The following is a 22,406-nucleotide window of genomic DNA, read 5'->3' as shown; positions in this document are numbered from 1 at the left end:
TCATGAGCGTCGCGGGGCCGGGGTGGCGGGTGCAGATCCGGCACCGGACGGGGTTCCAGTACGGGGGGCCGGTGGCGTCGTCGTACAACGAGGCGCGGATGTCGCCCAGCACCGAGCCGCGGCAGACCGTGCTCGACGACAGGATCACCGTGTGGCCGGCCGCGCGCACCCACCGCTACCAGGACTACTGGGGCACCACGGTGACGTCGTTCGACGTGCAGGTGCCGCACGAGGTGCTGGAGGTGATCGCCGACAGCACCGTGGAGACCTCCGGACCGGCCGCGCTCGGCGCCGACGGGCCGGGCTGGGCGGAGCTGACCGAGCCGGCCGTCGTCGACCGGTGGCAGGAGCTGCTGCTGCCGACGCCGCGTACGGCGCTGGACGAGGAGCTGGGCGGGCTGGCGGCGGCGCTGCGGGCCGGGCATGCCCGGCCGGACGAGGCGGCGCTCGCCGTGTTCGAGCTGGTGCGGCGGGAGGTGTCGTACACGCCGGGCGCGACCGGGGTGCTCACCGGGGTGGTGCAGGTGTGGCGGCAGAAGCAGGGCGTCTGCCAGGACCTGTCGCACCTGTCGGTGGCGCTGCTGCGGGCCATGGGCGTGCCCGCCCGGTACGTCTCCGGCTACCTGCACCCGACCCCGAACGCGCCCCTCGGCAAGCCGGTGACGGGCGAGAGCCACGCCTGGGTGGAGTGGTGGGCGGGGGACTGGCGCGCGTACGACCCGACGAACGGCGTACCCGTCGGGGAGCGGCACGTGGTCGTCGGCCGCGGCCGCGACTACGGCGACGTGCCCCCGCTCAAGGGCGTCTACGCAGGCCCCTCCAACACCGGCCAGTCGGTGGAGGTCACTCTCACACGGATCCGGTAATGAGCTAAGAAATGGCTAAACTACATAATCCGAAGATCATCTTATGTAGTTTATGTAGTTCATTAGCGCATTAGGCGTGCCGCATTGCCGGGCTTGTGTCGATATCCCGGTCGGCGCTGGGTCGGTCCGCATCATGGGCGAAGATGGCCTCATGCGGTTCCTGTCCGGTGCGCAGCCCGCGCACGATCTGACCTACAACGACGTGTTCATGGCGCCGAGCCGCTCCGAGGTCGGCTCGCGCATGGAGGTGGACCTGTCCACCGCCGACGGCACGGGGTGCACCATCCCCATCGTGGTGGCGAACATGACCGCGATCGCCGGGCGGCGCATGGCCGAGACGGTGTCCCGGCGCGGCGGCCTCGCGGTCATCCCGCAGGACATCCCGAGCGGCGTGGTCACCGAGGTGGTCGGCTGGGTGAAGCAGCGCCACCTGGTGCACGACACGCCGATCACGCTGAGCCCGCACGACACCGTCGGCGACGCCATCCACCTGCTGCCCAAGCGGGCGCACGGGGCCGTGGTCGTGGTGGACGAGCAGGGCCGCCCGGTCGGCCTGGTCACCGAGTCGGACACGACGGGCGTGGACCGCTTCTCGCAGCTGCGCGACGTGATGTCGACGGAGCTGCTCACCGTGCCGTCCACGGCCAGCCCGCGCGAGACGTTCGACATCCTCACCCAGGGGCGGCGCAAGGTCGCCCCGGTGGTGGACCACGAGGGGCGGCTGGCGGGCATCACCACCCGGCAGGGCGCGCTGCGGGCGACTCTCTACAGGCCGGCGCTGGACGAGAAGGGGCGGCTGCGGGTCGCGGCCGCGATCGGCATCAACGGCGACGTCGCCGGCAAGGCCGCCGAGCTGCTGGAGGGCGGGGTGGACGTGCTGGTGGTGGACACCGCGCACGGCCACCAGTCCCGCATGATCAATGCGCTGCGCGCGGTGCGGTCCCTGGACCCCGCGGTCCCGATCGTGGCGGGCAACGTGGTCACGGCCGAGGGGGTACGCGATCTCGTCGCCGCGGGCGCCGACGTCGTCAAGGTCGGCGTGGGCCCCGGCGCGATGTGCACGACGCGGATGATGACCGGCGTCGGGCGTCCCCAGTTCTCCGCCGTGCTGGAGTGCGCGGCGGCCGCCCGCGAGCTGGGCAGGCAGGTGTGGGCCGACGGCGGGGTACGCCACCCGCGCGACGTGGCGCTGGCCCTTGCTGCGGGCGCGGCGAACGTGATGATCGGCTCCTGGCTGGCCGGGACGTACGAGTCGCCCGGGGACCTCTACACCGACCCCGACGGGCGGCGCTACAAGGAGAACTTCGGGATGGCTTCGGCGCGCGCGGTCAGCGCGCGCACGGCCGACGACTCGGCGTTCGACCGGGCGCGCAAGGCGGTCTTCGAGGAGGGCATCTCCACGGCCAAGATGTACCTGGACCCGGTCCGGCCCGGCGTCGAGGACGTGATCGACGAGATCGTGGCCGGCGTCCGCAGCGCCTGCACCTACGCCGGCGCCACCACCCTGGAGGAGTTCCACGCCCGCGCCCTCATCGGCGTCCAGTCCACCGCCGGCTACACGGAAGGCATGCCCCTGCCCACGTCGTGGTGAACGGTCCTAGATCACTCGACTTGCCTGGCACATGGGCGAATGCGCGTTCAAGATACGCCCAGGTGCCAGGCAAGTCCGATGATCGAGCGGGTTACTTGATCTCACAGAGGGTGGTGCCGGACTGGACGACCTCGCCGACCGAGGCCGTCAGGCCGGTGATGACGCCGGACTTGTGGGCGGTGAGGGGCTGCTCCATCTTCATGGCCTCCAGGACCACGACGGTGTCGCCCTCGGCCACGGTGTCGCCGTCGGCGACCGCGAGCTTGACGATGGTGCCCTGCATGGGGGCGGTGAGCGCGTCCCCGCTGGCCGCGACTCCGGCGCCGCGCTTGCCAGCGGCTCGCTTGGCGGGACGGCCGGACGCGGCGGGCGCGGCGGCCGCCGTACCCCCGCCGAAGGATGCCGGGAGGGAGACCTCCAGGCGCTTGCCGCCGACCTCGACCACGACCGTCTGGCGCTCACCGGCCTCGGCGTCGGCCATGGCACCGGCGCCGAAGGGCGGCACGGTGTTGTCCCACTCGGTCTCGATCCACCGGGTGTGCACGGTGAACTCGACGAACGCGGGGTCGCGCACGATGGCGCGGTGGAACGGCAGCGCGGTGGCCATGCCCTCGACGACCATCTCGTCCAGGGCGCGGCGGGCGCGCTCCAGGGCCTCGGTGCGCGTCTCGCCGGTGATGATCACCTTGGCGAGCAGCGAGTCGAAGTTGCCGCTGATGACGCTGCCGGTGTCGAAGCCGGTGTCGACGCGTACCCCCGGACCGGAGGGAAGGTGCATCTTCGTGATGGCGCCGGGGGCGGGCAGGAAGTTGCGGCCCGGGTCCTCGCCGTTGATGCGGAACTCGACGGAGTGGCCGCGCGGGGCCGGGTCGGCGTCGAAGCGCAGCTTGTCGCCCGCGGCGATGCGGAACTGCTCGCGGACCAGGTCGATGCCGGAGGTCTCCTCGGTGACCGGGTGCTCGACCTGTAGCCGGGTGTTGACCTCCAGGAAGGAGATGGTGCCGTCCACGCCGACCAGGTATTCGACGGTGCCCGCGCCGTGGTAGCCGGCCTCGCGGCAGATCGCCTTGGCGGAGTCGTGGATGGCGGCGCGCTGGGTGTCGGTGAGGAACGGCGCGGGGGCCTCCTCGACCAGCTTCTGGTGGCGGCGCTGCAGCGAGCAGTCGCGGGTGCCGACGACGATCACGTTGCCGTGCTGGTCGGCCAGCACCTGGGCCTCGACGTGGCGGGGCTTGTCCAGGTAGCGCTCGACGAAGCACTCGCCCCGGCCGAACGCGGCGACCGCCTCGCGGGTGGCCGAGTCGAACAGGTCGGGGATCTCTTCGAGCGTGCGGGCGACCTTGAGGCCGCGGCCGCCGCCGCCGAACGCCGCCTTGATGGCGACGGGCAGGCCGTTCTCCCGGGCGAAGGCGACGATCTCGTCGGCGTTCTTGACCGGGTCGGGCGTGCCGGGCACCAGCGGCGCACCGGCGCGCTGCGCGATGTGGCGCGCGGTCACCTTGTCGCCGAGGTCGCGGATGGCCTGCGGGGAGGGCCCGATCCAGGTGAGCCCGGCGTCGAGGACGGCCTGGGCGAAGTCGGCGTTCTCGGAGAGGAAGCCGTAGCCGGGGTGCACCGCGTCGGCGCCGGAGCGCCGCGCGACGTCGATCAGCTTGTCGATGCGCAGGTAGGTGTCGGCGCTGGTCTCGCCGCCCAGCGCGTACGCCTCGTCGGCAATGGTCACGTGCAGGGCGTCGCGGTCGCCGTCGGCGTAGACGGCGACGCTGGCCAGGCCCGCGTCACGGCAGGCGCGCGCGACGCGTACGGCGATCTCGCCTCGGTTCGCGATCAACACTTTGGACAGCATCGTCATCATCGTCCTCCCCGAACGGGCCTGCGCGGAGTCTATCGGTGGAGTTGATCATTAACGAGCGCTAAGGCGCACTGTGAGGTGAGTCATGAACGGCCGTTAACCCGTCACATGGCACGGGGTGCGTATACCCAAGATCGTCCCACGGCCGCACACTCTTAACCGTGTCGACGACCCGGATGATGATCCTCGGTGTGGTGCGCATGTTGCAGCCGGTGCACGGTTATGACGTGCGCCGGGAGCTGCTCAGCTGGCATGCCGACAAATGGGCCAACGTGCAGCCGGGCTCGGTGTACCACGCGCTGAAGAAGCTCGCCGACGAGGGCGCGCTGCGCGAGGTCGGCAGCGAGCAGGTGGGCGGCCGCCCCGCGCGGACCCGGTACGAGATGACCGACAAGGGTGCCGAGCAGTTCCGCGACCTGCTCACCGCGGCCCTGTGGGAGCAGCACGCGGTGGAGGACCCGTTCCTGGCCGGGCTCTCGCTGATGACCGAGCTGCCCCGGGAGGAGGTGTCGGCGGCGCTGCGGCACCGGGCCCGCCAGCTGCGCACCGAGAACGAGGGCGCGCGGGCCGCGATCGAGTCCGGCTGGGCGGTGCCGGACAACAAGCCGACCCATGTGCGCTGGATGCTGGAGCTGGGCATCGCCCGCAGCGAGGGCGAGATCGGCTGGTGCGAGCGGGTGGCGGAGCAGATCGAGGCGGGCGAGCCGTACTTCTCGGAGGCGCTCCTGGCCCGCTGGCGCGACGCGCAGACCGCGACGGAGTCCGCAACCGATTAATCAAACTTGACTACTGTCGGACCCCGGTCCTACGCTCCTGTCGATTCCCCCGACTTTGGAGCGCAAATGATCATCGAGACCTCCGCGCTGCGGAAGTCCTTCCGCTCCCGTGCCGGTCGCGAGACCAAGACCGTGGAGGCGGTACGCGGCGTCGACCTGAACGTCGCCGAGGGCGAGATCTTCGGCTTCCTCGGCCCGAACGGCGCAGGCAAGACCACCACCCTGCGGATGCTCGCGACCCTGCTGGAGCCGGACGGCGGCACGGCCGTCATCGCCGGCGCCGACCTGCGCAAGAACCCCGGCGAGGTGCGCCGCCGCATCGGGTACGTCGCCCAGGGCGGCAGCACCTGGGACGACTCCACCGGCCGCGAGGAGCTGGTGCTGCACGCCCGCATGTACGGCATCGGCAAGGCCGAGGCGCGGGAGCGGGCGGCGAAGGCGCTGGAGACGTTCGAGCTGGCCGAGTACGCCGACCGCCGCTGCAAGACCTACTCGGGCGGCCAGCGCCGCCGGGTCGACATCGCGCTCGGCATCATCCACTCGCCGAAGGTCGTCTTCCTCGACGAGCCCACCACCGGCCTTGACCCGCAGTCCCGCGCCCACATGTGGGGCGAGGTGCGCAAGCTGCGCGAGATGGGCATGACCGTCTTCCTCACCACGCACTACCTGGACGAGGCCGACGCGCTCTGCGACCGGCTGGCGATCATGGACCACGGCCAGATCGTGGCCGAGGGCACGCCCGCCGACCTCAAGCAGGAGGTGCTCGGCGACGTCGTCTCCGTCAACGTCCGGGGCGAGGTGGGCAAGGCCGCCGACCTGTTCGACAACGCCGAGTACGTGCGCAAGCTGGAGACCACCGAGCAGGCGCTGCGCCTGTACGTCGAGGACGGCGCGACCGCCATCCCGCACGTGCTGCGCACCCTGGACGCCGACGGCGTCGTCATCGACGGCATCGAGCTGCACCGGCCCAGCCTCGACGACGTGTTCCTGGCCAAGACCGGCCGCAGCCTGAGGGAGAGCTGAGCAGTGAAGTTCCTTCGTGACACCTGGCTGGTCTTCCAGCGCCAGATGCAGCTGCTGCTGCGCAACCCGGTCTGGGTCATCGTCGGCATCATCCAGCCGATGTTCTTCCTGCTGCTGTTCGCGCCCCTGATGAAGCAGGCGCTGAACGTCGACGGCACGATGACCGACGCGCGGGCGTACCAGATCTTCGTGCCCGGCATGCTGGTCATGGTCGCGCTGTTCAGCGCGTTCTCCGGCTTCGGCATCATCGCCGAGCTGCGCGCCGGCGTGATCGAGCGCAACCGGGTCACCCCGGTCAGCCGGGTCGCGCTGCTGCTCGGCCGGTCGCTGCGCGACGTCGTACAGCTGCTGTTCCAGGCGGTGTTGGTAACGCTGCTGGCGGTGCCGTTCGGGCTGCGGGTCGGCGTCGGCGACGCGCTGCTGGCGTTCCTGCTCGTCGGACTGATGACGCTGCTGCTGTCGTCCACCGGCTACGCGCTGGGCCTGACCCTGCGCAGCGAGGACGCGATGGCGCCGGTGCTGAACACGGTCACCCAGCCGATCATGCTGCTGGCGGGCATCTTCCTGCCGCTGACCTTCGCGCCGCAGTGGCTGAAGAACGTGGCCGACTTCAACCCGTTCAAATGGACCACCGACGGGGTGCGGGCGCTGTTCGCGGGCAACCCCGGCGACGACGCCGTCTGGCAGGCGCTGGCGATCCTCACCCCGCTGACCGTGCTCGCGCTCTACCTCTCGTCGCGCGTGTTCGCGAAGAGCGTGCGTTAGCTCCGTCTCAACCCGGCGCCGGGGCACCTGTAAGGAGCGTAGCTTCAACGGGTGCCCCGGCTTGTTCGCGACCTCCCCACCTGGCTCATCTACCTGATGCTCGCGCTCTGGGGTTACTTCAACTACGGCTTCGGCCCCGTGGTGCCGCTGCTGCGCGACGAGCAGGGCACCTCGGCCGCCATGGCGGGCCTGCACAGCACCGCCATCGCGGCCGGTGCGGTCGCCGGTGGGGCGCTCTACCCGGTCCTTTCGCGGCGGTACGGCCGGGGGCCGGTGCTCTGGGTCTGCCAGGCCGTCATCGCCGCCGGGGTGCTCGGGTTCGTGTTCCTGCCCGCGCTGTTCCCGGTGACCATCGCGCTCACCGCGCTGATCGCGGTCGCGGGCATCGCCGCGATCGGCGGCATCGTCTCCGCCCTGTCCGAGCAGCACGGCCCGGCCGGCCCAGCCGCCATCAGCGAGGCCAACGCCGCTGCCTGCGCCGCAGGTCTGATCGCACCCCTGGTCATCGGCGCGACGATGCGCGCGGGGCTGGGCTGGCGCACCGGCATGGGCGTGCTGGTCCTGCTCATCGCCCTGGTCGCGGCCCTCGCCTTCGTCAAGCGGGTGCGCATCCCGTCTGGTCTCACGGTCGGCGTCCCGGCCGAGGCCGCCGCGTCCGTGGACGTCCCGGCGACCAGCGCCGTGCTGGGCGGGGCCGGGGCGCGGCCGTCGCTGCCCGGGGCGTACTGGCTGGCCTGGGGCATGATGACGGTCACCGGCGCGGTGGAGGTCGTGCTGTCGATGTGGGCCGCGTCCGTGCTGCGCGATCAGGTCGGACTGTCCGCGGGTGCCGCGACGGCGGTGATGTCCGCCGTGGTCGGGGGCATGTTCGTGGGCCGCCTGGCGGGCGCGCGGATCGCGCTTCGGGTGCCGTCGATCCCGCTGTACTTCGGCGCGCTGGCGGTCAGCCTGGCCGGGTTCGCCGTGTTCTGGACGGCGGGCAGCGCCGCCGCCGCGGTCACCGGGCTGATCGTGGTCGGGCTCGGCAACGCCATGCACTACCCCGTGGCGATCTCGCTGGCCGTGGCCGCCGCGCCGGGGCAGGCGGACCGGGCGGCGGGCGTGGCGGCGTACTCGATGGCGGTCAGTTTCGGCGCGGGCCCGCTGCTGCTCGGCCTCGTCGCCGACCAGGTCGGCGCCCACACCGCGTTCCTGCTGATCCCGGTGCTCATCGCTGGTGCGGCGTACCTGGCGTGGCGGTTCGGCCACACCACCGGCAGCCGGGTCACGCCGGTCCTGGTCACCGAGGCGGCCTGACCACGCCTCGGATCGCTGCCGACCGGCGACGGCCGAGACTTGCTGCCGGGCGGGCCCTATGCGTTAAGAAGGTGCCCTTCCTCTACGTAGAACGATAAGAAGGTGCCCTTCCTTTCTAGCGTTTGCGGGCGAGGGTGACGCCGTCGGAGAAGGGGAGCATCACGACGTCGACGCGCGGGTCGGCGGCGGCCTTGGCGTTGAAGTCGATCAGCGAGGCGGTCGAGGCGTCCTTCGGGTGCTCGTCCAGGACGCGGCCGGACCAGAGCACGTTGTCGACGACGAGCATGCCGCCGGAGCGCATCCGGGGGACCAGGGCGTCCCAGTAGGCGCCGTAGCTCTCCTTGTCGGCGTCGATGAAGGCCAGGTCCAGATAAGGCTCGTCGGGCAGCGCGGCCAGCCCCTCCACCGCCGGGCCCAGGCGCAGCTCGATCTTGTCGGCCAGGCCCGCGCGCTGCCAGAACCGGCGCGCGATCGAGGTGTACTCGTCGGAGATGTCGAAGCAGACCAGGCGGCCGCCCTCGGCCAGCCCCCGGCCGATGGCCAGCGAGGACATGCCGGTGAAGGTGCCCACCTCGACCGCGTGCCGGGCGTGTACCAGGCGGGTGAGCATGGTCAGCAGCGCGGCGTACTCGGGCTCGATCTGCATCCCGGCGGCGCGGCCGGTGGCCCGCTGCGTCTCGGCGGCGAGGTCCAGCTCCAGCTCGCCGGGCGGGGTGCCGTGCGCCACCACATAGTCGTGCAGTTCCTCGGTGACCGTGATGAAGGATCGACTCATGAATCGACCCTATGCCACCGGCGAGGGGTCAGCGCGCGCGCCAGAAGTCGGTGAGCTGGAGGTCCAGCTCGGCCAGCAGGTGGCGCAGCACGGGCAGGGACAGGCCCACCACGTTGGTGTGGTCGCCCTCGATGCGCTCGACGAACGGCCCGCCCAGGCCGTCGATGGTGAACGCGCCGGCCACCCACAGCGGCTCGCCGGAGGCGACGTACGCCTCGATCTCGGCGTCGCTCAGGTCGGCGAAGTGGACCACGGTCGAGGCGACCCGCTCGGCGACCCGGCCGCCGGGCAGCTCCAGCAGGCAGTGCCCGGTGTGCAGCACGCCGCTGCGTCCGCGCATCGCCTGCCAGCGCTTGAGCGCGTCCTCGGCGTCGGCGGGCTTGCCCAGGATCTGCCCGTCGAAGGCGAGCACCGAGTCGCAGCCGAGCACCAGCGCCGGGCTCGGCGCGGCCGAGCTGTGCCGCATCCGCTCGGCCACGGCGTGGGCCTTCATCCGGGCCAGCACGCCGCTGAGCGCCTCGGCGGTGGTCGCCTCGACGGCGTCCTCGTCCACGCCGCTGACGATCACCTCGGCGTCGATGCCCGCCGCGTCGAGCAGGGTGCGCCGGGCGGGGCTCGCAGAGGCGAGGACGAGGGTCGGTCGAGCCGTCATGCTGGGCAGACTACCGGGCGGGCGGTTCGCCGCCGCCGCGGCGGCGTGCCACGCGCAGGCCGATGACCACGGCGAGCACCATGAGCGCCAGCACCACCCCGCCGATGACCAGGAGCAGCAGGCTGAAACTCCCGGCATTGGCGTCGCGGTCGCTCTTGCGCGCCGGGCTGTCGCCGGGCTCCGGCGTGCCCGCCGCCGCGCTGGGCGAGGGCTGGGCCGCCGGGGCGGTCAGCGCCGCGACCGGGTCGATCAGGCCGAAGCCGTAGTCCTCGTCCCGGCCAGGCGTGCCCTTGTCCACCGCGGTGCGGGTCAGCCGCTCCAGCACCTCGTCGGCGGTGAGCTGCGGGTACTTCGACCAGACGAGCGCCGCGACGCCTGCCGTGATGGCGGTCGCCGGGCTGGTGCCGGTGCCGCGCCGATACTGCGTGCCCTTGTCCTTGTTGATCCGGCTGGTGCTGGTGATGTCGACGCCCGGCGCGACCAGCTGCACCTCCGGCCCGCGGGTCGAGACCGCGGCGATGTTGCCCTGCTTGTCCACCGCGCCCACGGCCACCGCGCCCGGGTAGCGGCCGGGCGGGGCCACGTAGCGGTCGTTCGGCTGGTTGCCGGCGGCGGCGAAGACCAGCACGCCGGCGGCGTGGGCGCGGGCGACCGCCTGGATCTCGGTGGCCGAGTCCGCCGAGTGGGCCGACTGCGACACTGAGATGATCTTCACGTTGCGCTTGACCGCCTCGTCGATGGCGATGGCGATGGCGTCGCCGCCGCCGTCGCCCTTCGGCGAGACCGTGCGGATCGGCAGCACCTTGGCCTTCGGCGCGATGCCGAGCACGCCGTCGCGCGCGCCCGTGCCGTGGCCGTGCGCCGCGACCAGGCCGGCCATGCCGGTGCCGTGGCCGTCGTGGTCGCCCCAGCCGTCGCCGTTGCCGCCGATCACCGTGTCGAAGCCGCGCAGCACGTTGCCGTTCAGATCGGGGTGCTTGCCCTCGACCCCGGTGTCGATCACCGCGACGGTGACGCCCTCCCCCTGGCTGATCGCGTGCGCTTCGGCGATCTTGAGGAAGGGCAGATACCACTGGTCGTCGCGGTAGCGGTCGGCGTGGGCGGGGGCGCCCACGGCGACCGTGGCGACGGCGGCGAGCAGGCTCGCCGCCGTCAGACGTGCGGTGAATCTCATCGAGTCAGTCCGATCGCGGGACCCGGATCGACCGGTCCCGGCGTGTCGGGCGCGTCCAGCACCGGGGCCACGCCCTGGTCGACGCTCCACTGGGTGTCCGGGTCGAAGTCGGGGTCGTCGCCGTCCCGGCGCTGTCCCGGCCGCCCGCCCATGCCGCCCATCGGGCCCATGCCGGCCTGGCCGCCACGGCCGCTGACCACGCCGCCCGCACCGCGTCCGGCCGCACCGCCACCGCCGCCGATCATGCCGCCGACCGGGTTGGTGCGAACGCCGCCCGCACCCGCGCCGCGCCCGGCCGCGCCCGCACCGGGAGCGCCGCCGATGACACCGCCCGCGGGCATGGCGCCGCGCGGCACCGCCCCGCCGCCGGTGGGCGGCGCGCCGATGACGGGACCCGCCGGACGCCCGCCCGGCGGCAGGCCGGTCACCGTGGGCGTGGTAGGCGGCGGAGCGCCGATCAGGCCGGTGGGCGGCGGCGTGCCGATCGTCGGCGGCGTGCCGATGGTGGGCGGCGTGCCGGGCAGAGTGGTGGTCGGGGTGGGCACGGTCGGTGCCAGCCCGGTCAGGTCCGGGCCGGTCGCCACCGGGACCGGCGCGAGCACGCCCGTGCCGACGTTGGGCGGTGGCACGGCCTGCGAACCGATCGGGACCACCGGCGGGATGAACGGCGGCACCACGCCGCCGCCACCGTTGTTGCCGTAGTCGCCGCCGCTGTCCACCCGGCGGCTGTCCGGCGGCAGGTACGGCTTCGGCGGGGCCATGTTCACGCGCACCAGCGACAGGTCCGCGGACAGGCCGTACATCACCTGGCGGGCGTCGTTCAGCTTGCCCTGCAGGTACTTCTCCGGCGTCATGCCGCTGGGCAGCGCCACCGGCTCGCCGTTGCGCACGGCCTGGTCGATCCGGTTGTAGTCCTCGCGGATCGGCTTCAGCTTCCACTGCGCCTCGCTGATCGCGGCGGGGATGTCGCTGGAGTACTGGTGGTTCTGGGTGGCGGTCTTGGCCACGTCCTCGACCGCCAGGATCAGCTCGTCCAGCTTGGCGAGGTACGCCTTGGCGGCCTCGCTCTTCTCCGGCGGCCACGCCTGCGACAGGCGCTCCTTGTACGTCTCCAGCCGGCTCTTGTGCAGGTACGCCAGCTCGCCGGCGCGCTTCCAGCCGGAGGCCTGCGTGTAGTGCGGCGTCAGCTGGCGGCCCGCCACCATCTCCCACATGTCCTGCATGGACATGCCGTACCAGTTCGTGCCGGCGGAACCGGTGTCCTCGCGTGGGATCATCAGTAGTCCCCTCCGGTGTCGACGGGGTTGCCGCTTTCGTCGGTGGGCGTCACCACCGGGATGGTGCTGGACGGCGCGCCGGTCGTCCCGCCGGTCGTGCCGTCGGGCGCCACCACCGTCTGCGCCGGCAGCGTCGGGGCGAGGGTGCGGTTGACGTCCTGCGCCCGCGCCGAGCTGAGCGCGTCGGCCTCGCCGTACTGCTTGCTGATGTTGCGGGCGGCGGCGATGAACGCCTGCACCGCCTTGTCGTGCTTGACGAGCGCGTCGGAGGTCTGCACGAGCAGCTCGCGCTGCCACGACATGCTCTGCACCAGCTCGACGAAGGTCGCCTGCGGATCGGCAGGCTTGGCCGACATGTCCTTGAAGACCACGTCGACGTGCGGCTGGTAGTCGAGCGTGTGCTCCTTCTCCAGCGCATCGGCGAAGTCGACGAGACTGGCGAGGTCGACCGCGAGCGCACCCTCGTCGTACCCCGTCATCGCATCAGACTTGGTGTACCCGCTGCCGCGACCGTAGTCACGCAGCCAGGCGGGCCCTCTGTCCTCTTCGGGCAGACCCATCTCGCACGCCCTCCCCAGGGGTTTCTCGTCCGCGATCGGTGTCGCCGCGGTCAATGACCAAGGCGTTCCAGCGCTTGCAGACTACCGAAATCGGGCAACCCTTGCCCACCGGGCTACCGGGCGGAATTCATCACCCTCAACGGGGCAGGCCGGAGGCGCGCCACGCCCCCGGGCCGGCGCCCGGCGCGGCCGGCAGGCCGCTGCGCCACCAGTCCGAAACCGGCGCCGGTGCGGCGGTCGCGACCGGACGCGTCGACAGCACCGCCACCAGGGCCGCGACCTCTTCAGCGGTGGGCGTGCCGCGCTCGAACCGGATCACCATCTGCTCCGACACCGTCTCATCCCTCCCCGGCCGGCCTGGCCAGGCCGAACTCTCGATACACCCGCGACCAGAAGCCGTCGCGGACCCACAGCCGTGCCTTCTCGAAGGAGCGCAGCGAGATGCCCAGCTCCTTCTCCGCTTCCACCAGCAGCTCCTTGTCGATGACCGTGGGCAGCAGCGGACCCGGCAGCAGGTCGCCGATGTTGTCCCGGCCCCGGGTGAGGATCCACTTCTGGGCCACGTACTCGCCGATCTCGACGATGTCGATGCGGTCGGGCAGCTGCGGCCCGGCGCGGCGCGCCGCGGGCACCGGGCGCGGCTCCGGCGGCGCCGACACCTGCGCCACCGGCAGCGCGATCGCGGGGCGGCCGGAGAACACCTCGGCCGGGGTGGGCGTGCGGATCCGGCCGGTGGCGGCGAAGTACGGCCGGACGAAGTCCGCGTCCAGCGTGTGCACCGTGTCGCTCTCCCAGACCAGCCGCTCGGCCTGGTTGGTGCCGTACGGCGGCTCGACGCCCCACAGGTGCACGCGCACGCCGTAGCTCTGCGCCGCCTCGACCGCCGACAGCATGTCCTCGTCGCCGGCGACCAGCACCGCGTCGGTGACCGCGCGATGCCGGGCCAGCGTCTCCAGGTCGCTGCGGATCTGCGCGTCCACGCCCTTCTGCTGCCCGCGCAGGTTGAGGTTGCCCAGCCGCAGCTTGACCTGCGCCATCTGCGCGATGACGCGCTGGTCGATGGTGGGCACCCGGTCCCGCGCGGCGTCGAACCAGTACAGCCGGAGCAGGTCGCCGCCGAAGCTGCGCGCCGCCTGCGCGAGCAGCGCGTGAATCATGTGTTCGGCGTCCACTTTGAACTCGGACCGGTTGGAGGTGCCGAGCAGCAGCTCGCCCGAGGCCGCGTACAGGTAACCCACGTCCACCAGCACCGTGTACCGGCGCGCGGGCAGGCGGCGATCGGCGGGCTCCTGTTCGGTCATCCCGCCATCGTCGCACAGCGATCGCTCAGCGTGAACGTTCTGCCACATGGCCGTCACTCAACGGATTCAGGCGCGTCCCGCTCAGAGCGGGATGTTGCCGTGCTTCTTCGGCGGCAGCGTCTCCCGCTTGGTGGCCAGCGTGCGCAGGCCCCGGACGATGTGCGCGCGGGTCGCCGACGGCCGGATCACCGCGTCCACGTAGCCGCGCTCGGCCGCGACGTACGGGTTGCACAGGGTGTCCTCGTACTCGTCGATCAGCTCGGCGCGCCGGGCCACCGGGTCGTCGGCCGCGGCCAGCTCGGCGCGGTGCAGGATGTTGACCGCGCCCTGCGCGCCCATCACCGCGATCTGCGCCGTCGGCCACGCGAAGTTGAGGTCGGCGCCCAGGTGCTTGGACCCCATGACGTCGTACGCGCCGCCGTACGCCTTACGCGTGATCACGGTGATCTTCGGGACGGTGGCCTCGGCGTACGCGTAGATGAGCTTCGCCCCGCGCCGGATGATGCCGTCCCACTCCTGGCTGGTGCCGGGCAGGAAGCCGGGCACGTCCACGAACGTCAGCACCGGGATGTTGAACGCGTCGCAGGTGCGCACGAAGCGCGCCGCCTTCTCCGACGCGGCGATGTCCAGGCAGCCCGCGAAGTGCATCGGCTGGTTGGCGACCACGCCCACCGGCTTGCCCTCGACCCGCCCGAACCCCGTGACGATGTTCTGCGCGTACAGCGGCTGCACCTCGAGGAACTCGCCGTCGTCGAGGATCGCCTCCAGCACCGCGTGCATGTCGTACGGCTGGTTCGCCGAGTCCGGGATCAGCGTGTCCAGCGCCTCGTCGGCGCCGGCGAGCGCCAGGTCCGCCGCGGCCGGCCAGGCGGGCGGCGCGTCCAGGTTGTTGCTCGGCAGGTACGACAGCAGCGCCTTCACGTAGTCGACCGCGTCCTGCTCGTCGGTCGCCAGGTAGTGCGCGTTGCCGCTCTTCGTGTTGTGCGTGCGCGCCCCGCCCAGCTCCTCGAAGCCCACGTCCTCCCCGGTGACCGTCTTGATCACGTCCGGTCCCGTGATGAACATGTGCGAGGTCTGATCGACCATCACGGTGAAGTCGGTGACGGCGGGGGAGTACACCGCCCCGCCCGCGCACGGCCCCATGACCAGCGAGATCTGCGGGATGACCCCCGAGGCGCGCACGTTGCGGAAGAAGATCTCCCCGTACAGCCCCAGCGAGACGACACCCTCCTGGATCCGCGCCCCGCCCGAGTCGTTGATCCCGATGACCGGGCACCCGATCTTCATCGCCAGGTCCATCACCTTGACGATCTTCTCGCCGAACACCTCGCCCAGCGACCCGCCGAACACCGTGAAGTCCTGCGCGAACACGCACACCTGGCGCCCGTCCACGGTCCCGTACCCGGTGACCACGCCGTCGCCGTAGGGCCGGTTGCGCTCCTGCCCGAACGTCGTCGACCGGTGCCGCGCCAGCTCGTCCAGCTCCACGAACGAGCCCTCGTCGAGCAGCATCCCGATCCGCTCCCGCGCGGTCTTCTTCCCCCGCGCGTGCTGCTTCTCGACCGCCCGCGCCGACCCCGCGTGCACAGCCTCCTCAACCCGCCGCTCGAAGTCGGCAAGCTTGCCCGCCGTACTCCGCCCACTCACCTGGCCACTCTTCCCCGGCACCGTAGTAGTCACGCCCCGGACTCTATATCCCCCCTGAACCCCCGTTCAGTCACCTACACCACACCACCCCGCCCCACCCCCACCCCTTCTCTGCGGGCGATCTTGTATGGGTTGTGGGTGCGACACGCATAAGTCGGGCGAATGGGCAACAGTTCGTGCAAGATCGGCGCTGGGAGGTGGCCGAGCGGCTCGACGTTTCGTCCGGTTCGGGCGAATCGTTGAATTTCATGTGACGACGTTGTTCGGGGTGTTGCTGCTGGTGGGTGGCTTTACGGTGCTCGCCGTGGTGCGGCCGTGGCAGTCGGGGGAACGGAGCCAGGGCCGCCGGGCGAAGCGTGGCGGGTCGCCCGCCGCGCCGTCGCGCCCGCGCCCCGGTCCGGGACGGGCTCGCGTCGGCGCCGAGGCGGGGGCGTCATCCAGCCCTTCGGCGGGTCGTTCTCGGCCCGCGCCGGGTACGGGACGGGCGGCCCGCACCGCAACGGGCTCGGCGCCCACGAAGAACACAGCCCTCGCGCGGGGTTCAGCCGCAGCGAAGGGTTCAGCCGCGGCGAAGGGCTCAGCCACGGGCTCGGCCGCGGCGGAGAACACAGCCGCAGGCCCGGCCGCCGCGATGGCCGGCCGGGGTGACGCGGAGAGGCTGGCCGCGCCGGTGATCGCGCTCAAGCCGCGGCCCGCGGCGCGCCACGCCGAGGAGCGGGACGAGCCGGTGCGCCACCACCGCGTCGAGACGATCCAGCGCGGACGGCGGGTGGCGGCGGAGCCCGGCGACACCGAGATCATCCTGCCGGACTGGCTCGGCCCGCTGTCCGAGCCGGACACCGACGCCGCCCCGCTGCGCGCCCGCCAGGCCGGCTGAACCTCGGCGCGCCGCCGGAGATCTTGTGCACTTCGTGCTGCGGGAACGACACCCAACCGCACAAGACCCGCCGTGAGCATTCCGACTGGATGGGTCGGTGTGTCCGTCTCGCCGCCCGCCGGGCCGCCCGGCCGATAGTCTCCAGCCGTGGAGACGAACAGGCCCCCGCTGGACCGGGACCGGCTCGCGGCGCTGCCGGGCTGGCAGGTCGAGGTACGCGACGAGACCGGCTCGACCAATGCGGACGTGGCCGCCGCGGCGCGGGACGGCGCGGCGGCGGGCCTGGTCGTGGCGGCCGAGTCGCAGACCGCGGGCCGGGGCCGGCTGGGCCGCGACTGGCAGTCCCCGCCGCGCGCCGGGCTCGCCCTGTCGGTGCTGCTCAGGCCCACGGTCGACGTCTCGCGGTGGGGCTGGCTCCCGCTGCTGGCGGGCGTCGCCCTGGCGGAGGCGGTACGCGGTGAGACCGGGCTGGAGCCCGAGCTCAAGTGGCCCAACGACCTGCTGCTCGGCGGGCGCAAGTGCGCCGGGCTGCTGGCCGAGGTGCCCGAGCCCGGGGCCGTCGTGCTCGGCATCGGCCTGAACGTCACCCTGGCCGGCGACGAGCTGCCGCTCACCCCCACCGGCCTGCCCGCGACCTCGCTGCTGGTCGCCGGGGCGTCCGCGCCGGACCGGACCGGGCTGACCGCCGCCCTGCTGGCGCGGCTGGGCGAGCACTACGCGGCCTGGGAGCAGGCCGGGGGAGACCCGGACAAGAGCGGTCTGCGCGACGCGTACCTGCGCATCTGCGCCACCCTCGGCCGCCAGGTGTCGGTCCTGCTGCCGGGCGGCGACGCCGACCTCACCGGTGAGGCCGTCACGGTCGACGCCGACGGCCGGCTCGTCGTCCGCACCGCCACGGGCGACCACCCCGTCGCCGCCGGCGACATCATCCACCTCCGCTGACCACCCACCGCGCCCGCGCGCGGGGCCTGCGTCGCCGCCCCGCCGAGCCCCGCGAAGATCGCGCGACTTGCCTGGCACTTGGGTGAAAGCGCGCTCAAGATACGCCCGGGTGCCAGGCAAATCGGATGATCTCCGGCGTGGGACAGACCGATAGGCGACGCGGGGCCGATGGCGGATGGTCCGGGGTCGTCTCGTGGAACTACCCTGCTCGCGGACAATGGTGCGGTTTGATCGCAGGCGAGTACGAGGAGGCACGGATGGCGTTCCCCGAGGACGTGTTGACGGCGGACGAGCACGTGGTGCTCGATCTGCACCCCCACTGGAAGGCCATGATCCGCCCGGTGGCGGTGCTGGTGCTCGCGGTGGCCGCGGTGGTGACCGCACTGATCATGCTCGACAACGAGGTGCTGGTCTACATCGTGGCCGGGCTCGCGCTGATCGCCGTGGGGTGGCTGTCGTTCTGGCCCTGGCTGGTCTGGCGCACCACGCACTACGTGCTGACCAACGAGCGGGTGCTGCTGCAGACGGGTGTGTTCTCGCGGGACCGCCGCGACATCCCGCTGTCGCGGGTCAACGACCACTCGATGAACCAGAAGTTCATCGAGCGCATGCTCGGCTGCGGCACGCTGACCATCGAGTCGGCCGGCGAGCGCGGCCAGTCGGTGCTCAACGACATCCCGCACGTGGAGAAGGTGCAGACCACGCTGTACGAGCTGGTCGAGGCCGACCGCGACGCGCACTCCTACAACGACAACGAGCGGTCCGCGCCGCCGGCGCAGACCGCTCGGGTCGAAGAGAAGCAGTGACGGCTACCGCTCTGGGCGCGGCTTCGCCTGCGTGAGCTCCTGAGCGAGCTCCCGGTCGGTGAACTCCGCGTCCAGGGCGGCCAGCTGCTCGGCCTCGGCCCGCTCGGCGGCGAACTCGGCCTCCAGCGGGGCGGTAAGCCGGGTGAAGTCGTCGCTGCGCAGCTGCGCGGGCACCGGCACGCCGGCCAGCGCGCTGGCGGCGGCCTCGGCGTCGACCAGCTCGTCGACGTCGTCCACGTGCACGTGCGCCGGGCCGAAGTCGGCGTCGACGCCGCCCGCGGGCACCGCGATCGCGTTCGCGGGGGCGAACACGAAGGTGCGGTACGTGTAGAAGCGGAAGATCGTGCCGAGGACCAGGCCCAGCAGCTTCGCCGCGTTGAGGGCGAGCAGGCCGTGCAGGCCGAGGGCGTACTTGGTGGCGCCCATGATGGCCAGCTCGATGGCCAGGCCCGCGACGTTGAACAGCACGAACAGCAGGAACTCGCGGCCCATGGCCTGGCTGGAGCGGCCCTTGTAGGTCCAGTGCCGGTTCATCAGGTAGGACGCGATCATCGCCACGATGGTGGCGACCACGTTGGCCTTGAGCTGACCGGTGGGGAAGATCGTCAGCACGAGGGCATTGAGCACCACGAAGTTGACGACGGTGTTGACGCCGCCCACGATGGCGAACTTCAGCGCCTCCGGGCCGAGGTCACGGAGCCGTTTGGGCAGCAGTCGATCGAGCAGCGTCAGGTCTGGGTGCACTGGGTCACCTTACGTGAGACGGCTGGGAGAGTTCTGCAACGCAACTCCGAATGCAAGCGAACTCACCCCGCCTGTACCCGGGCGGGCTCGCCGACCACCGCACCGGAGAAGACGAAACGGCGGTATGCCCAGAACCGGAACACACTCGCGATCCCGGTGCCGAACAGCATCTTCGCCACGTTGTCCGCGAGCCGGGTGTGAAAGACCTCCGGCCACACGCTGCCGAGCACGTCGTGGCTCAGCCACACCACGGCGAGCGTGATGCCGAGGCCGATCAGGTTGAAGAGGAAGTACAGCGAGTACTCCCGGGTGAGGCTGGAGCGTTCCCGGTCACGCCAGGTCCAGTAGCGGTTGCCGACGAAGGCGCCGGTCGCCGCGACCACCGTCGAGATCGCCGAGGCGGACAGCGTGCCGACGGGCGACAGCAGCAGGTTGAAGACGACGAGGTCGACGACGTACGCGGCGCCGCCGACCACGCCGAACTTGCTGAGTTCAGCGAGCAGGTGCCGGAACCGCTCGACCAGCCGCAGCGGCATTGCCGCGGAGGTCTTCGGAGCCGGTGGCGTGGGGGTCACCAGGCGAGCCTACCGTGTCGCGGCCGCCGTGCCCGGTTCGCGCGGCGGCCCGGAGACCACCGCGACCAGCCCGACCTCCAGCGGATCGCCCCCCGTGCGCAGCTGGGCCACCGCGCCGGCGTCGGCTTTCGCGCCCGCCCAGAGCACATCCAGGCCGGGGGTACGCCATACGCAGCGTCCGGGGGCGGACCCGCAGGCGAGCGTGGCAGCCCCGGCGTTGCGTCCCGCGGCGAGGTTGCCCGGCTCGCCCGCGACGGCGCCGCCGATCAGCAGCTCGTCGCCGGTCAGCGCCAGGTCGCCGTCCCACAGCGCCAGCCCGACCCGGACCTTTCCACCGCCGCCCAGCCCCACCGTCGCCGGTACGTCGCCGCGCCCGCCACCCGGGCCCAGGTAGACGGCGGCCTCGCCGCGAGGGGCGCTGCGGTGCGCGTACACCACGGCCAGGGTCCAGCCCGCGAACTGGCTCCGGCCGCGGGGCAGCGGACCCGCGGGGGCGGCCAGCCACCAGTCGCCCGCGCCGCCGCCCCGCAGCAGCTCGGTGACCTCGGCGTGGCCCTGGCTGAACACGGCGCCGGACTCGGCATGCCCCGTCTCCACCCGCACCGGCTGCCACACACCGCCGGGACCGTGCAATGCCACCAGCTCCGGCAGCCGTGCGCCGGACGAGGCCACGATCAGGCCCGCCCAGCGCACGTCGGCGCCCTCGGGCAGCGCGAGCCGGGCGCCGCTGGCGGCCTTCTCCCCGGCCAGCTCCTCGATCGGGCCCTTCGGCCCGGCGGGCCCGTCCGGGCCGTCCAGGCCGCCGGGCGCGGCGGGCTCGCCCGGCGTGGGCCGCAGGGGCGTCATCTGCATCAGGTTGTTGTCCCCGGCGACCAGGCACAGCGGCCGGGGCGCGCAGGAGAGCAGCACGTTGCCGGCCAGCGCCACGTCCACCCGCCCGGTCGCCGCGTGCCCCAGGCGCAGCCCGGCCGGTGCGACCGGCACCCGGAACGCCGACTCCGAGCGCTGCCGCCCGTACGTCGCCGCGACGGTGACCTGCTGGAAGCCACTGACCTCGGGGTCGGCGAGCACGGGCAGCCGCGCCACCGAACGCGCGCCCCGGCCCCAGCCGATCCGGTCGCAGACGGCGCCGGTGGGCGTCGCCTCGCACTGCCAGCCGTCCCCGGCGCCGCTCCCGGCCAGCCGCATCCCGTCCGGCAGCGTCACCTCGATGCGCACCGCGCCGGGCGCTCGGGCCGCCGCGGGGGTGACGTCAGGCCCGGTGATCGCGGTGGCTGCGGGCGAGCCGTCGCTCCCGGTCGCGGAACTCGGCGGCGATGCGGCAGTACCGGTCTCCCCGGCCGGCTCGCTTTGCTCTGCACACAAATACGCAACAGTCGCGTATTTGTGTGCAGAGCAAAGTCGCTCCGGGGCATTCCCCGTGGCTGCTTCGCCCGGGGTGCCCGGCCAGCCGGCAGGCACTGCCATGTGCTCAGCCGCTCGGGTGCCGGCGTGGTCGCGGGTCGTGGCTGGGGCATCCGCCGGAGCGCGGACCGGGATGGGCAGCGTGCCCGCCTTGCCCGCGACCAGGTCGACCTCCTTGTACTCGGGCGCGGCGACCTCCGGGGCGGGCTCGGCCACGGGGACCGGGGCGAGCGCCGGGGCAGGTGCGGCGGGCGGCGCGACAGCAGGTGGCGGCACCGGGGGCGGCGCTGCCGGGGGCACCACAGCGGGTTGCCGCATGGGGTCCGGAACAGCAGGGAACGCGGGCGCCGAAGCGGCGGTCGGCTGCGGCGAGGGCGAGGGCGACGCCTGTGCCTGCGGTGCGGGGGCGTACAGCGGCGGCGCGGCCGGCGCCGGGACGGGAATGGCGCGCGGCCGGGCGGTCGGCGGTCCGGCGGTCAGGCTCACGAACAGCACCACCCCGGCCACGGCGGCGAAGCCCGCGCCGGTGCCCGCGACCAGGTTGGCCAGCCCGAAGCGGCCCAGCAGCCGGCGTGGCGCGGCCACCAGCCAGCGCCCGGCGAGCGCGGCGAGTCCCACGAGCGCGTCCGCCCAGGCGCCGACGTGCTCTTTCAGCTGCGGCCACCACAGCACCAGCGCGCCCCAGGCGGTGGCGAGGCGGCCGCCGAACGCGAGCCGGCCGCTACCGGCCAGGTACGCCGGTGCGGCGGCCCCGAGTAACAGGGGTGCGACGACACCCCGCAGGCCCGAGTTCTCCTCGGTCAGCTCGCGGTGCAGCCGGCGGCACTCGGCGCAGGTGGACAGGTGCTCGTCGACCTTGCCGCGGTCGCGCCGGGCCAGCGCGGCGCGGACGTATCCGGCCAGGTGCGCCCCGGTCCAGTGGCAGCGCGGGTTGCCGGTGAGCGCGATGTGCTCCTGCAGGTACATCTGGCGCAGCCGCTCCCGGGCCCGGTACGCCAGCGCGGCGACGCCGTTCGGGGTGAGGCCGAGCAGCGGCGCGATCTGGGCGGGGCTCTCGCCCTCGACCTCGGTGTGCCAGAGCACGGCCCGCCAGCGCTCGGGCAGCCGCGCGAAGGCGCGTGCCGCGTACGACGTCTCCAGCCTGGTGATGGTCGGGTCGTCGGCGGGCTCGGGGATCTCGTAGCGGGTGAGGTCGTCGGTCAGCTCGACGCGGCGGTCCTGCCGGGCCCGGTCGTAGCGGGTGTGCCGCATGGTGGTCAGCAGGTACGCCCGGAACGCGGTGTCCGGGCCGCCGCCGCTGCGCAGCACCGCGAAGACCTTGGCGAAGCTGTCGGCGATGAGGTCGTCGGCGTCGGCGTGCCCGTCGCTGAGCACGCGGGCCAGCCGCCGCGCGGACTCCAGGTGCCGTTCGTAGAGCAGCCCGAACGCGTCGGTGTCACCGCCTCGCACGAGTGAGATGAGTTGTGGATCGCTCTGCGGTTCGCTGAACTGATCCTGGGCAGG

The 22,406-nt window shown here is 72.7% G+C and carries 21 protein-coding genes; 9 read left to right on the top strand and 12 right to left on the bottom strand.

Annotation, left to right across the window (positions count from 1 at the left end; genetic code table 11):
* The first annotated feature begins 2 nt into the window (after nt 1-2).
* Entirely contained in the window at nt 3-866 is an 864-nt protein-coding gene (locus Cba03nite_RS06880; protein ID WP_203743133.1) for a transglutaminase family protein, read from the top strand.
* A 151-nt stretch (nt 867-1,017) separates the two neighbouring features.
* Nucleotides 1,018-2,457: a GuaB1 family IMP dehydrogenase-related protein gene (locus tag Cba03nite_RS06875; protein ID WP_203743131.1), complete on the top strand. Its 1,440-nt coding sequence runs from the start codon at nt 1,018-1,020 to the stop codon at nt 2,455-2,457.
* A gap of 91 nt (nt 2,458-2,548) precedes the next feature.
* On the opposite strand, the gene Cba03nite_RS06870 is transcribed toward Cba03nite_RS06875, so the two are convergent.
* Nucleotides 2,549-4,300, bottom strand: coding sequence for an acetyl/propionyl/methylcrotonyl-CoA carboxylase subunit alpha (locus Cba03nite_RS06870; RefSeq protein ID WP_203743345.1), 1,752 nt, complete (start codon nt 4,298-4,300; stop codon nt 2,549-2,551).
* Between the two features lie 170 nt (nt 4,301-4,470).
* Here Cba03nite_RS06870 and Cba03nite_RS06865 point away from each other — a divergent pair, with 170 nt between their 5' ends.
* The 4 genes from Cba03nite_RS06865 to Cba03nite_RS06850 all read left to right on the top strand — a co-directional run bounded on the left by Cba03nite_RS06865 (nt 4,471) and on the right by Cba03nite_RS06850 (nt 8,169).
* A complete protein-coding gene (locus tag Cba03nite_RS06865) occupies nt 4,471-5,085 on the top strand; it encodes a PadR family transcriptional regulator (protein WP_239125520.1) in 615 nt (204 codons plus the stop codon).
* 69 nt (nt 5,086-5,154) lie between these two features.
* Complete coding sequence (locus tag Cba03nite_RS06860) at nt 5,155-6,108, top strand: ATP-binding cassette domain-containing protein (RefSeq protein WP_203743340.1); 954 nt, start codon at nt 5,155-5,157, stop codon at nt 6,106-6,108.
* 3 nt (nt 6,109-6,111) lie between these two features.
* Nucleotides 6,112-6,873 (top strand): ABC transporter permease, encoded by a 762-nt coding sequence (locus tag Cba03nite_RS06855; RefSeq protein ID WP_203743129.1) that lies wholly within the window; start codon nt 6,112-6,114, stop codon nt 6,871-6,873.
* Nucleotides 6,874-6,924: 51 nt separating this feature from the next.
* The gene (locus tag Cba03nite_RS06850) at nt 6,925-8,169 is read left to right on the top strand and encodes an MFS transporter (RefSeq protein ID WP_203743127.1); all 1,245 of its coding nucleotides are present in this window, start codon (nt 6,925-6,927) and stop codon (nt 8,167-8,169) included.
* A gap of 115 nt (nt 8,170-8,284) precedes the next feature.
* Here the strand turns inward: Cba03nite_RS06850 and Cba03nite_RS06845 are convergent, their stop codons facing one another.
* From Cba03nite_RS06845 to Cba03nite_RS06810, 8 genes are all read right to left on the bottom strand, one after another.
* On the bottom strand, nt 8,285-8,944 hold the full coding sequence (locus tag Cba03nite_RS06845; protein WP_203743125.1) for an O-methyltransferase: 660 nt from the start codon (nt 8,942-8,944) through the stop codon (nt 8,285-8,287).
* A 28-nt stretch (nt 8,945-8,972) separates the two neighbouring features.
* Entirely contained in the window at nt 8,973-9,596 is a 624-nt protein-coding gene (locus Cba03nite_RS06840; protein ID WP_203743123.1) for a Maf family protein, read from the bottom strand.
* Between the two features lie 10 nt (nt 9,597-9,606).
* Nucleotides 9,607-10,770, bottom strand: a complete 1,164-nt coding sequence (locus Cba03nite_RS06835) for a S8 family serine peptidase (protein WP_203743121.1) — start codon at nt 10,768-10,770, stop codon at nt 9,607-9,609.
* Nucleotides 10,767-12,047 (bottom strand): hypothetical protein, encoded by a 1,281-nt coding sequence (locus Cba03nite_RS40215; RefSeq protein WP_203743119.1) that lies wholly within the window; start codon nt 12,045-12,047, stop codon nt 10,767-10,769. The genes Cba03nite_RS06835 and Cba03nite_RS40215 overlap by 4 nt, the downstream gene beginning before the upstream one ends.
* Nucleotides 12,047-12,607, bottom strand: a complete 561-nt coding sequence (locus Cba03nite_RS06825) for a hypothetical protein (RefSeq protein WP_203743117.1) — start codon at nt 12,605-12,607, stop codon at nt 12,047-12,049. Before Cba03nite_RS06825 ends, Cba03nite_RS40215 begins: the two co-directional genes overlap by 1 nt.
* Nucleotides 12,608-12,743: 136 nt before the next feature.
* Nucleotides 12,744-12,929: an acyl-CoA carboxylase subunit epsilon gene (locus tag Cba03nite_RS06820; protein ID WP_203743338.1), complete on the bottom strand. Its 186-nt coding sequence runs from the start codon at nt 12,927-12,929 to the stop codon at nt 12,744-12,746.
* A gap of 16 nt (nt 12,930-12,945) precedes the next feature.
* Nucleotides 12,946-13,908, bottom strand: coding sequence for an NYN domain-containing protein (locus Cba03nite_RS06815; RefSeq protein WP_203743115.1), 963 nt, complete (start codon nt 13,906-13,908; stop codon nt 12,946-12,948).
* Nucleotides 13,909-13,989: 81 nt separating this feature from the next.
* Nucleotides 13,990-15,555, bottom strand: a complete 1,566-nt coding sequence (locus Cba03nite_RS06810) for an acyl-CoA carboxylase subunit beta (protein WP_203743113.1) — start codon at nt 15,553-15,555, stop codon at nt 13,990-13,992.
* A gap of 631 nt (nt 15,556-16,186) precedes the next feature.
* Between Cba03nite_RS06810 and Cba03nite_RS06805 the strand changes: the two genes are divergently transcribed.
* The 3 genes from Cba03nite_RS06805 to Cba03nite_RS06795 all read left to right on the top strand — a co-directional run bounded on the left by Cba03nite_RS06805 (nt 16,187) and on the right by Cba03nite_RS06795 (nt 18,180).
* The gene (locus tag Cba03nite_RS06805; RefSeq protein ID WP_203743111.1) at nt 16,187-16,432 is read left to right on the top strand and encodes a hypothetical protein; all 246 of its coding nucleotides are present in this window, start codon (nt 16,187-16,189) and stop codon (nt 16,430-16,432) included.
* A gap of 147 nt (nt 16,433-16,579) precedes the next feature.
* A complete protein-coding gene (locus Cba03nite_RS06800) occupies nt 16,580-17,374 on the top strand; it encodes a biotin--[acetyl-CoA-carboxylase] ligase (RefSeq protein ID WP_203743109.1) in 795 nt (264 codons plus the stop codon).
* 257 nt (nt 17,375-17,631) lie between these two features.
* Nucleotides 17,632-18,180, top strand: a complete 549-nt coding sequence (locus Cba03nite_RS06795; protein WP_203743107.1) for a PH domain-containing protein — start codon at nt 17,632-17,634, stop codon at nt 18,178-18,180.
* Between the two features lie 3 nt (nt 18,181-18,183).
* Here the strand turns inward: Cba03nite_RS06795 and Cba03nite_RS06790 are convergent, their stop codons facing one another.
* From Cba03nite_RS06790 to Cba03nite_RS06780, 3 genes are all read right to left on the bottom strand, one after another.
* A complete protein-coding gene (locus Cba03nite_RS06790; RefSeq protein ID WP_239125519.1) occupies nt 18,184-18,924 on the bottom strand; it encodes a GtrA family protein in 741 nt (246 codons plus the stop codon).
* A 62-nt stretch (nt 18,925-18,986) separates the two neighbouring features.
* Nucleotides 18,987-19,499 (bottom strand): GtrA family protein, encoded by a 513-nt coding sequence (locus Cba03nite_RS06785; RefSeq protein WP_239125518.1) that lies wholly within the window; start codon nt 19,497-19,499, stop codon nt 18,987-18,989.
* 9 nt (nt 19,500-19,508) lie between these two features.
* Nucleotides 19,509-22,352: a sigma-70 family RNA polymerase sigma factor gene (locus tag Cba03nite_RS06780; protein ID WP_239125517.1), complete on the bottom strand. Its 2,844-nt coding sequence runs from the start codon at nt 22,350-22,352 to the stop codon at nt 19,509-19,511.
* Nucleotides 22,353-22,406 lie beyond the last annotated feature (54 nt).

Origin of the sequence: Catellatospora bangladeshensis, assembly GCF_016862575.1 — a bacterium.
In the GTDB taxonomy this organism is placed as follows: Bacteria; Actinomycetota; Actinomycetes; order Mycobacteriales; family Micromonosporaceae; genus Catellatospora; species Catellatospora bangladeshensis.
Note: the sequence above shows the minus strand (reverse complement) of the source record. Positions and strands in the feature narration are given on the sequence as shown.

Excerpts from the sequence above, each read along its gene's own strand:
- Cba03nite_RS06880 (WP_203743133.1), top strand. The coding sequence starts at position 3 with ATGAGCGTCGCGGGGCCGGGGTGGCGGGTGCAGATCCGGCACCGGACG.
- Cba03nite_RS06875 (WP_203743131.1), top strand. The coding sequence starts at position 1,018 with ATGCGGTTCCTGTCCGGTGCGCAGCCCGCGCACGATCTGACCTACAAC.
- Cba03nite_RS06845 (WP_203743125.1), bottom strand. The coding sequence starts at position 8,944 with ATGAGTCGATCCTTCATCACGGTCACCGAGGAACTGCACGACTATGTG.
- Cba03nite_RS06840 (WP_203743123.1), bottom strand. The coding sequence starts at position 9,596 with ATGACGGCTCGACCGACCCTCGTCCTCGCCTCTGCGAGCCCCGCCCGG.
- Cba03nite_RS06835 (WP_203743121.1), bottom strand. The coding sequence starts at position 10,770 with ATGAGATTCACCGCACGTCTGACGGCGGCGAGCCTGCTCGCCGCCGTC.
- Cba03nite_RS40215 (WP_203743119.1), bottom strand. The coding sequence starts at position 12,047 with ATGATCCCACGCGAGGACACCGGTTCCGCCGGCACGAACTGGTACGGC.
- Cba03nite_RS06825 (WP_203743117.1), bottom strand. The coding sequence starts at position 12,607 with ATGGGTCTGCCCGAAGAGGACAGAGGGCCCGCCTGGCTGCGTGACTAC.
- Cba03nite_RS06820 (WP_203743338.1), bottom strand. The coding sequence starts at position 12,929 with ATGGTGATCCGGTTCGAGCGCGGCACGCCCACCGCTGAAGAGGTCGCG.
- Cba03nite_RS06815 (WP_203743115.1), bottom strand. The coding sequence starts at position 13,908 with ATGACCGAACAGGAGCCCGCCGATCGCCGCCTGCCCGCGCGCCGGTAC.
- Cba03nite_RS06805 (WP_203743111.1), top strand. The coding sequence starts at position 16,187 with ATGGCCGGCCGGGGTGACGCGGAGAGGCTGGCCGCGCCGGTGATCGCG.
- Cba03nite_RS06795 (WP_203743107.1), top strand. The coding sequence starts at position 17,632 with ATGGCGTTCCCCGAGGACGTGTTGACGGCGGACGAGCACGTGGTGCTC.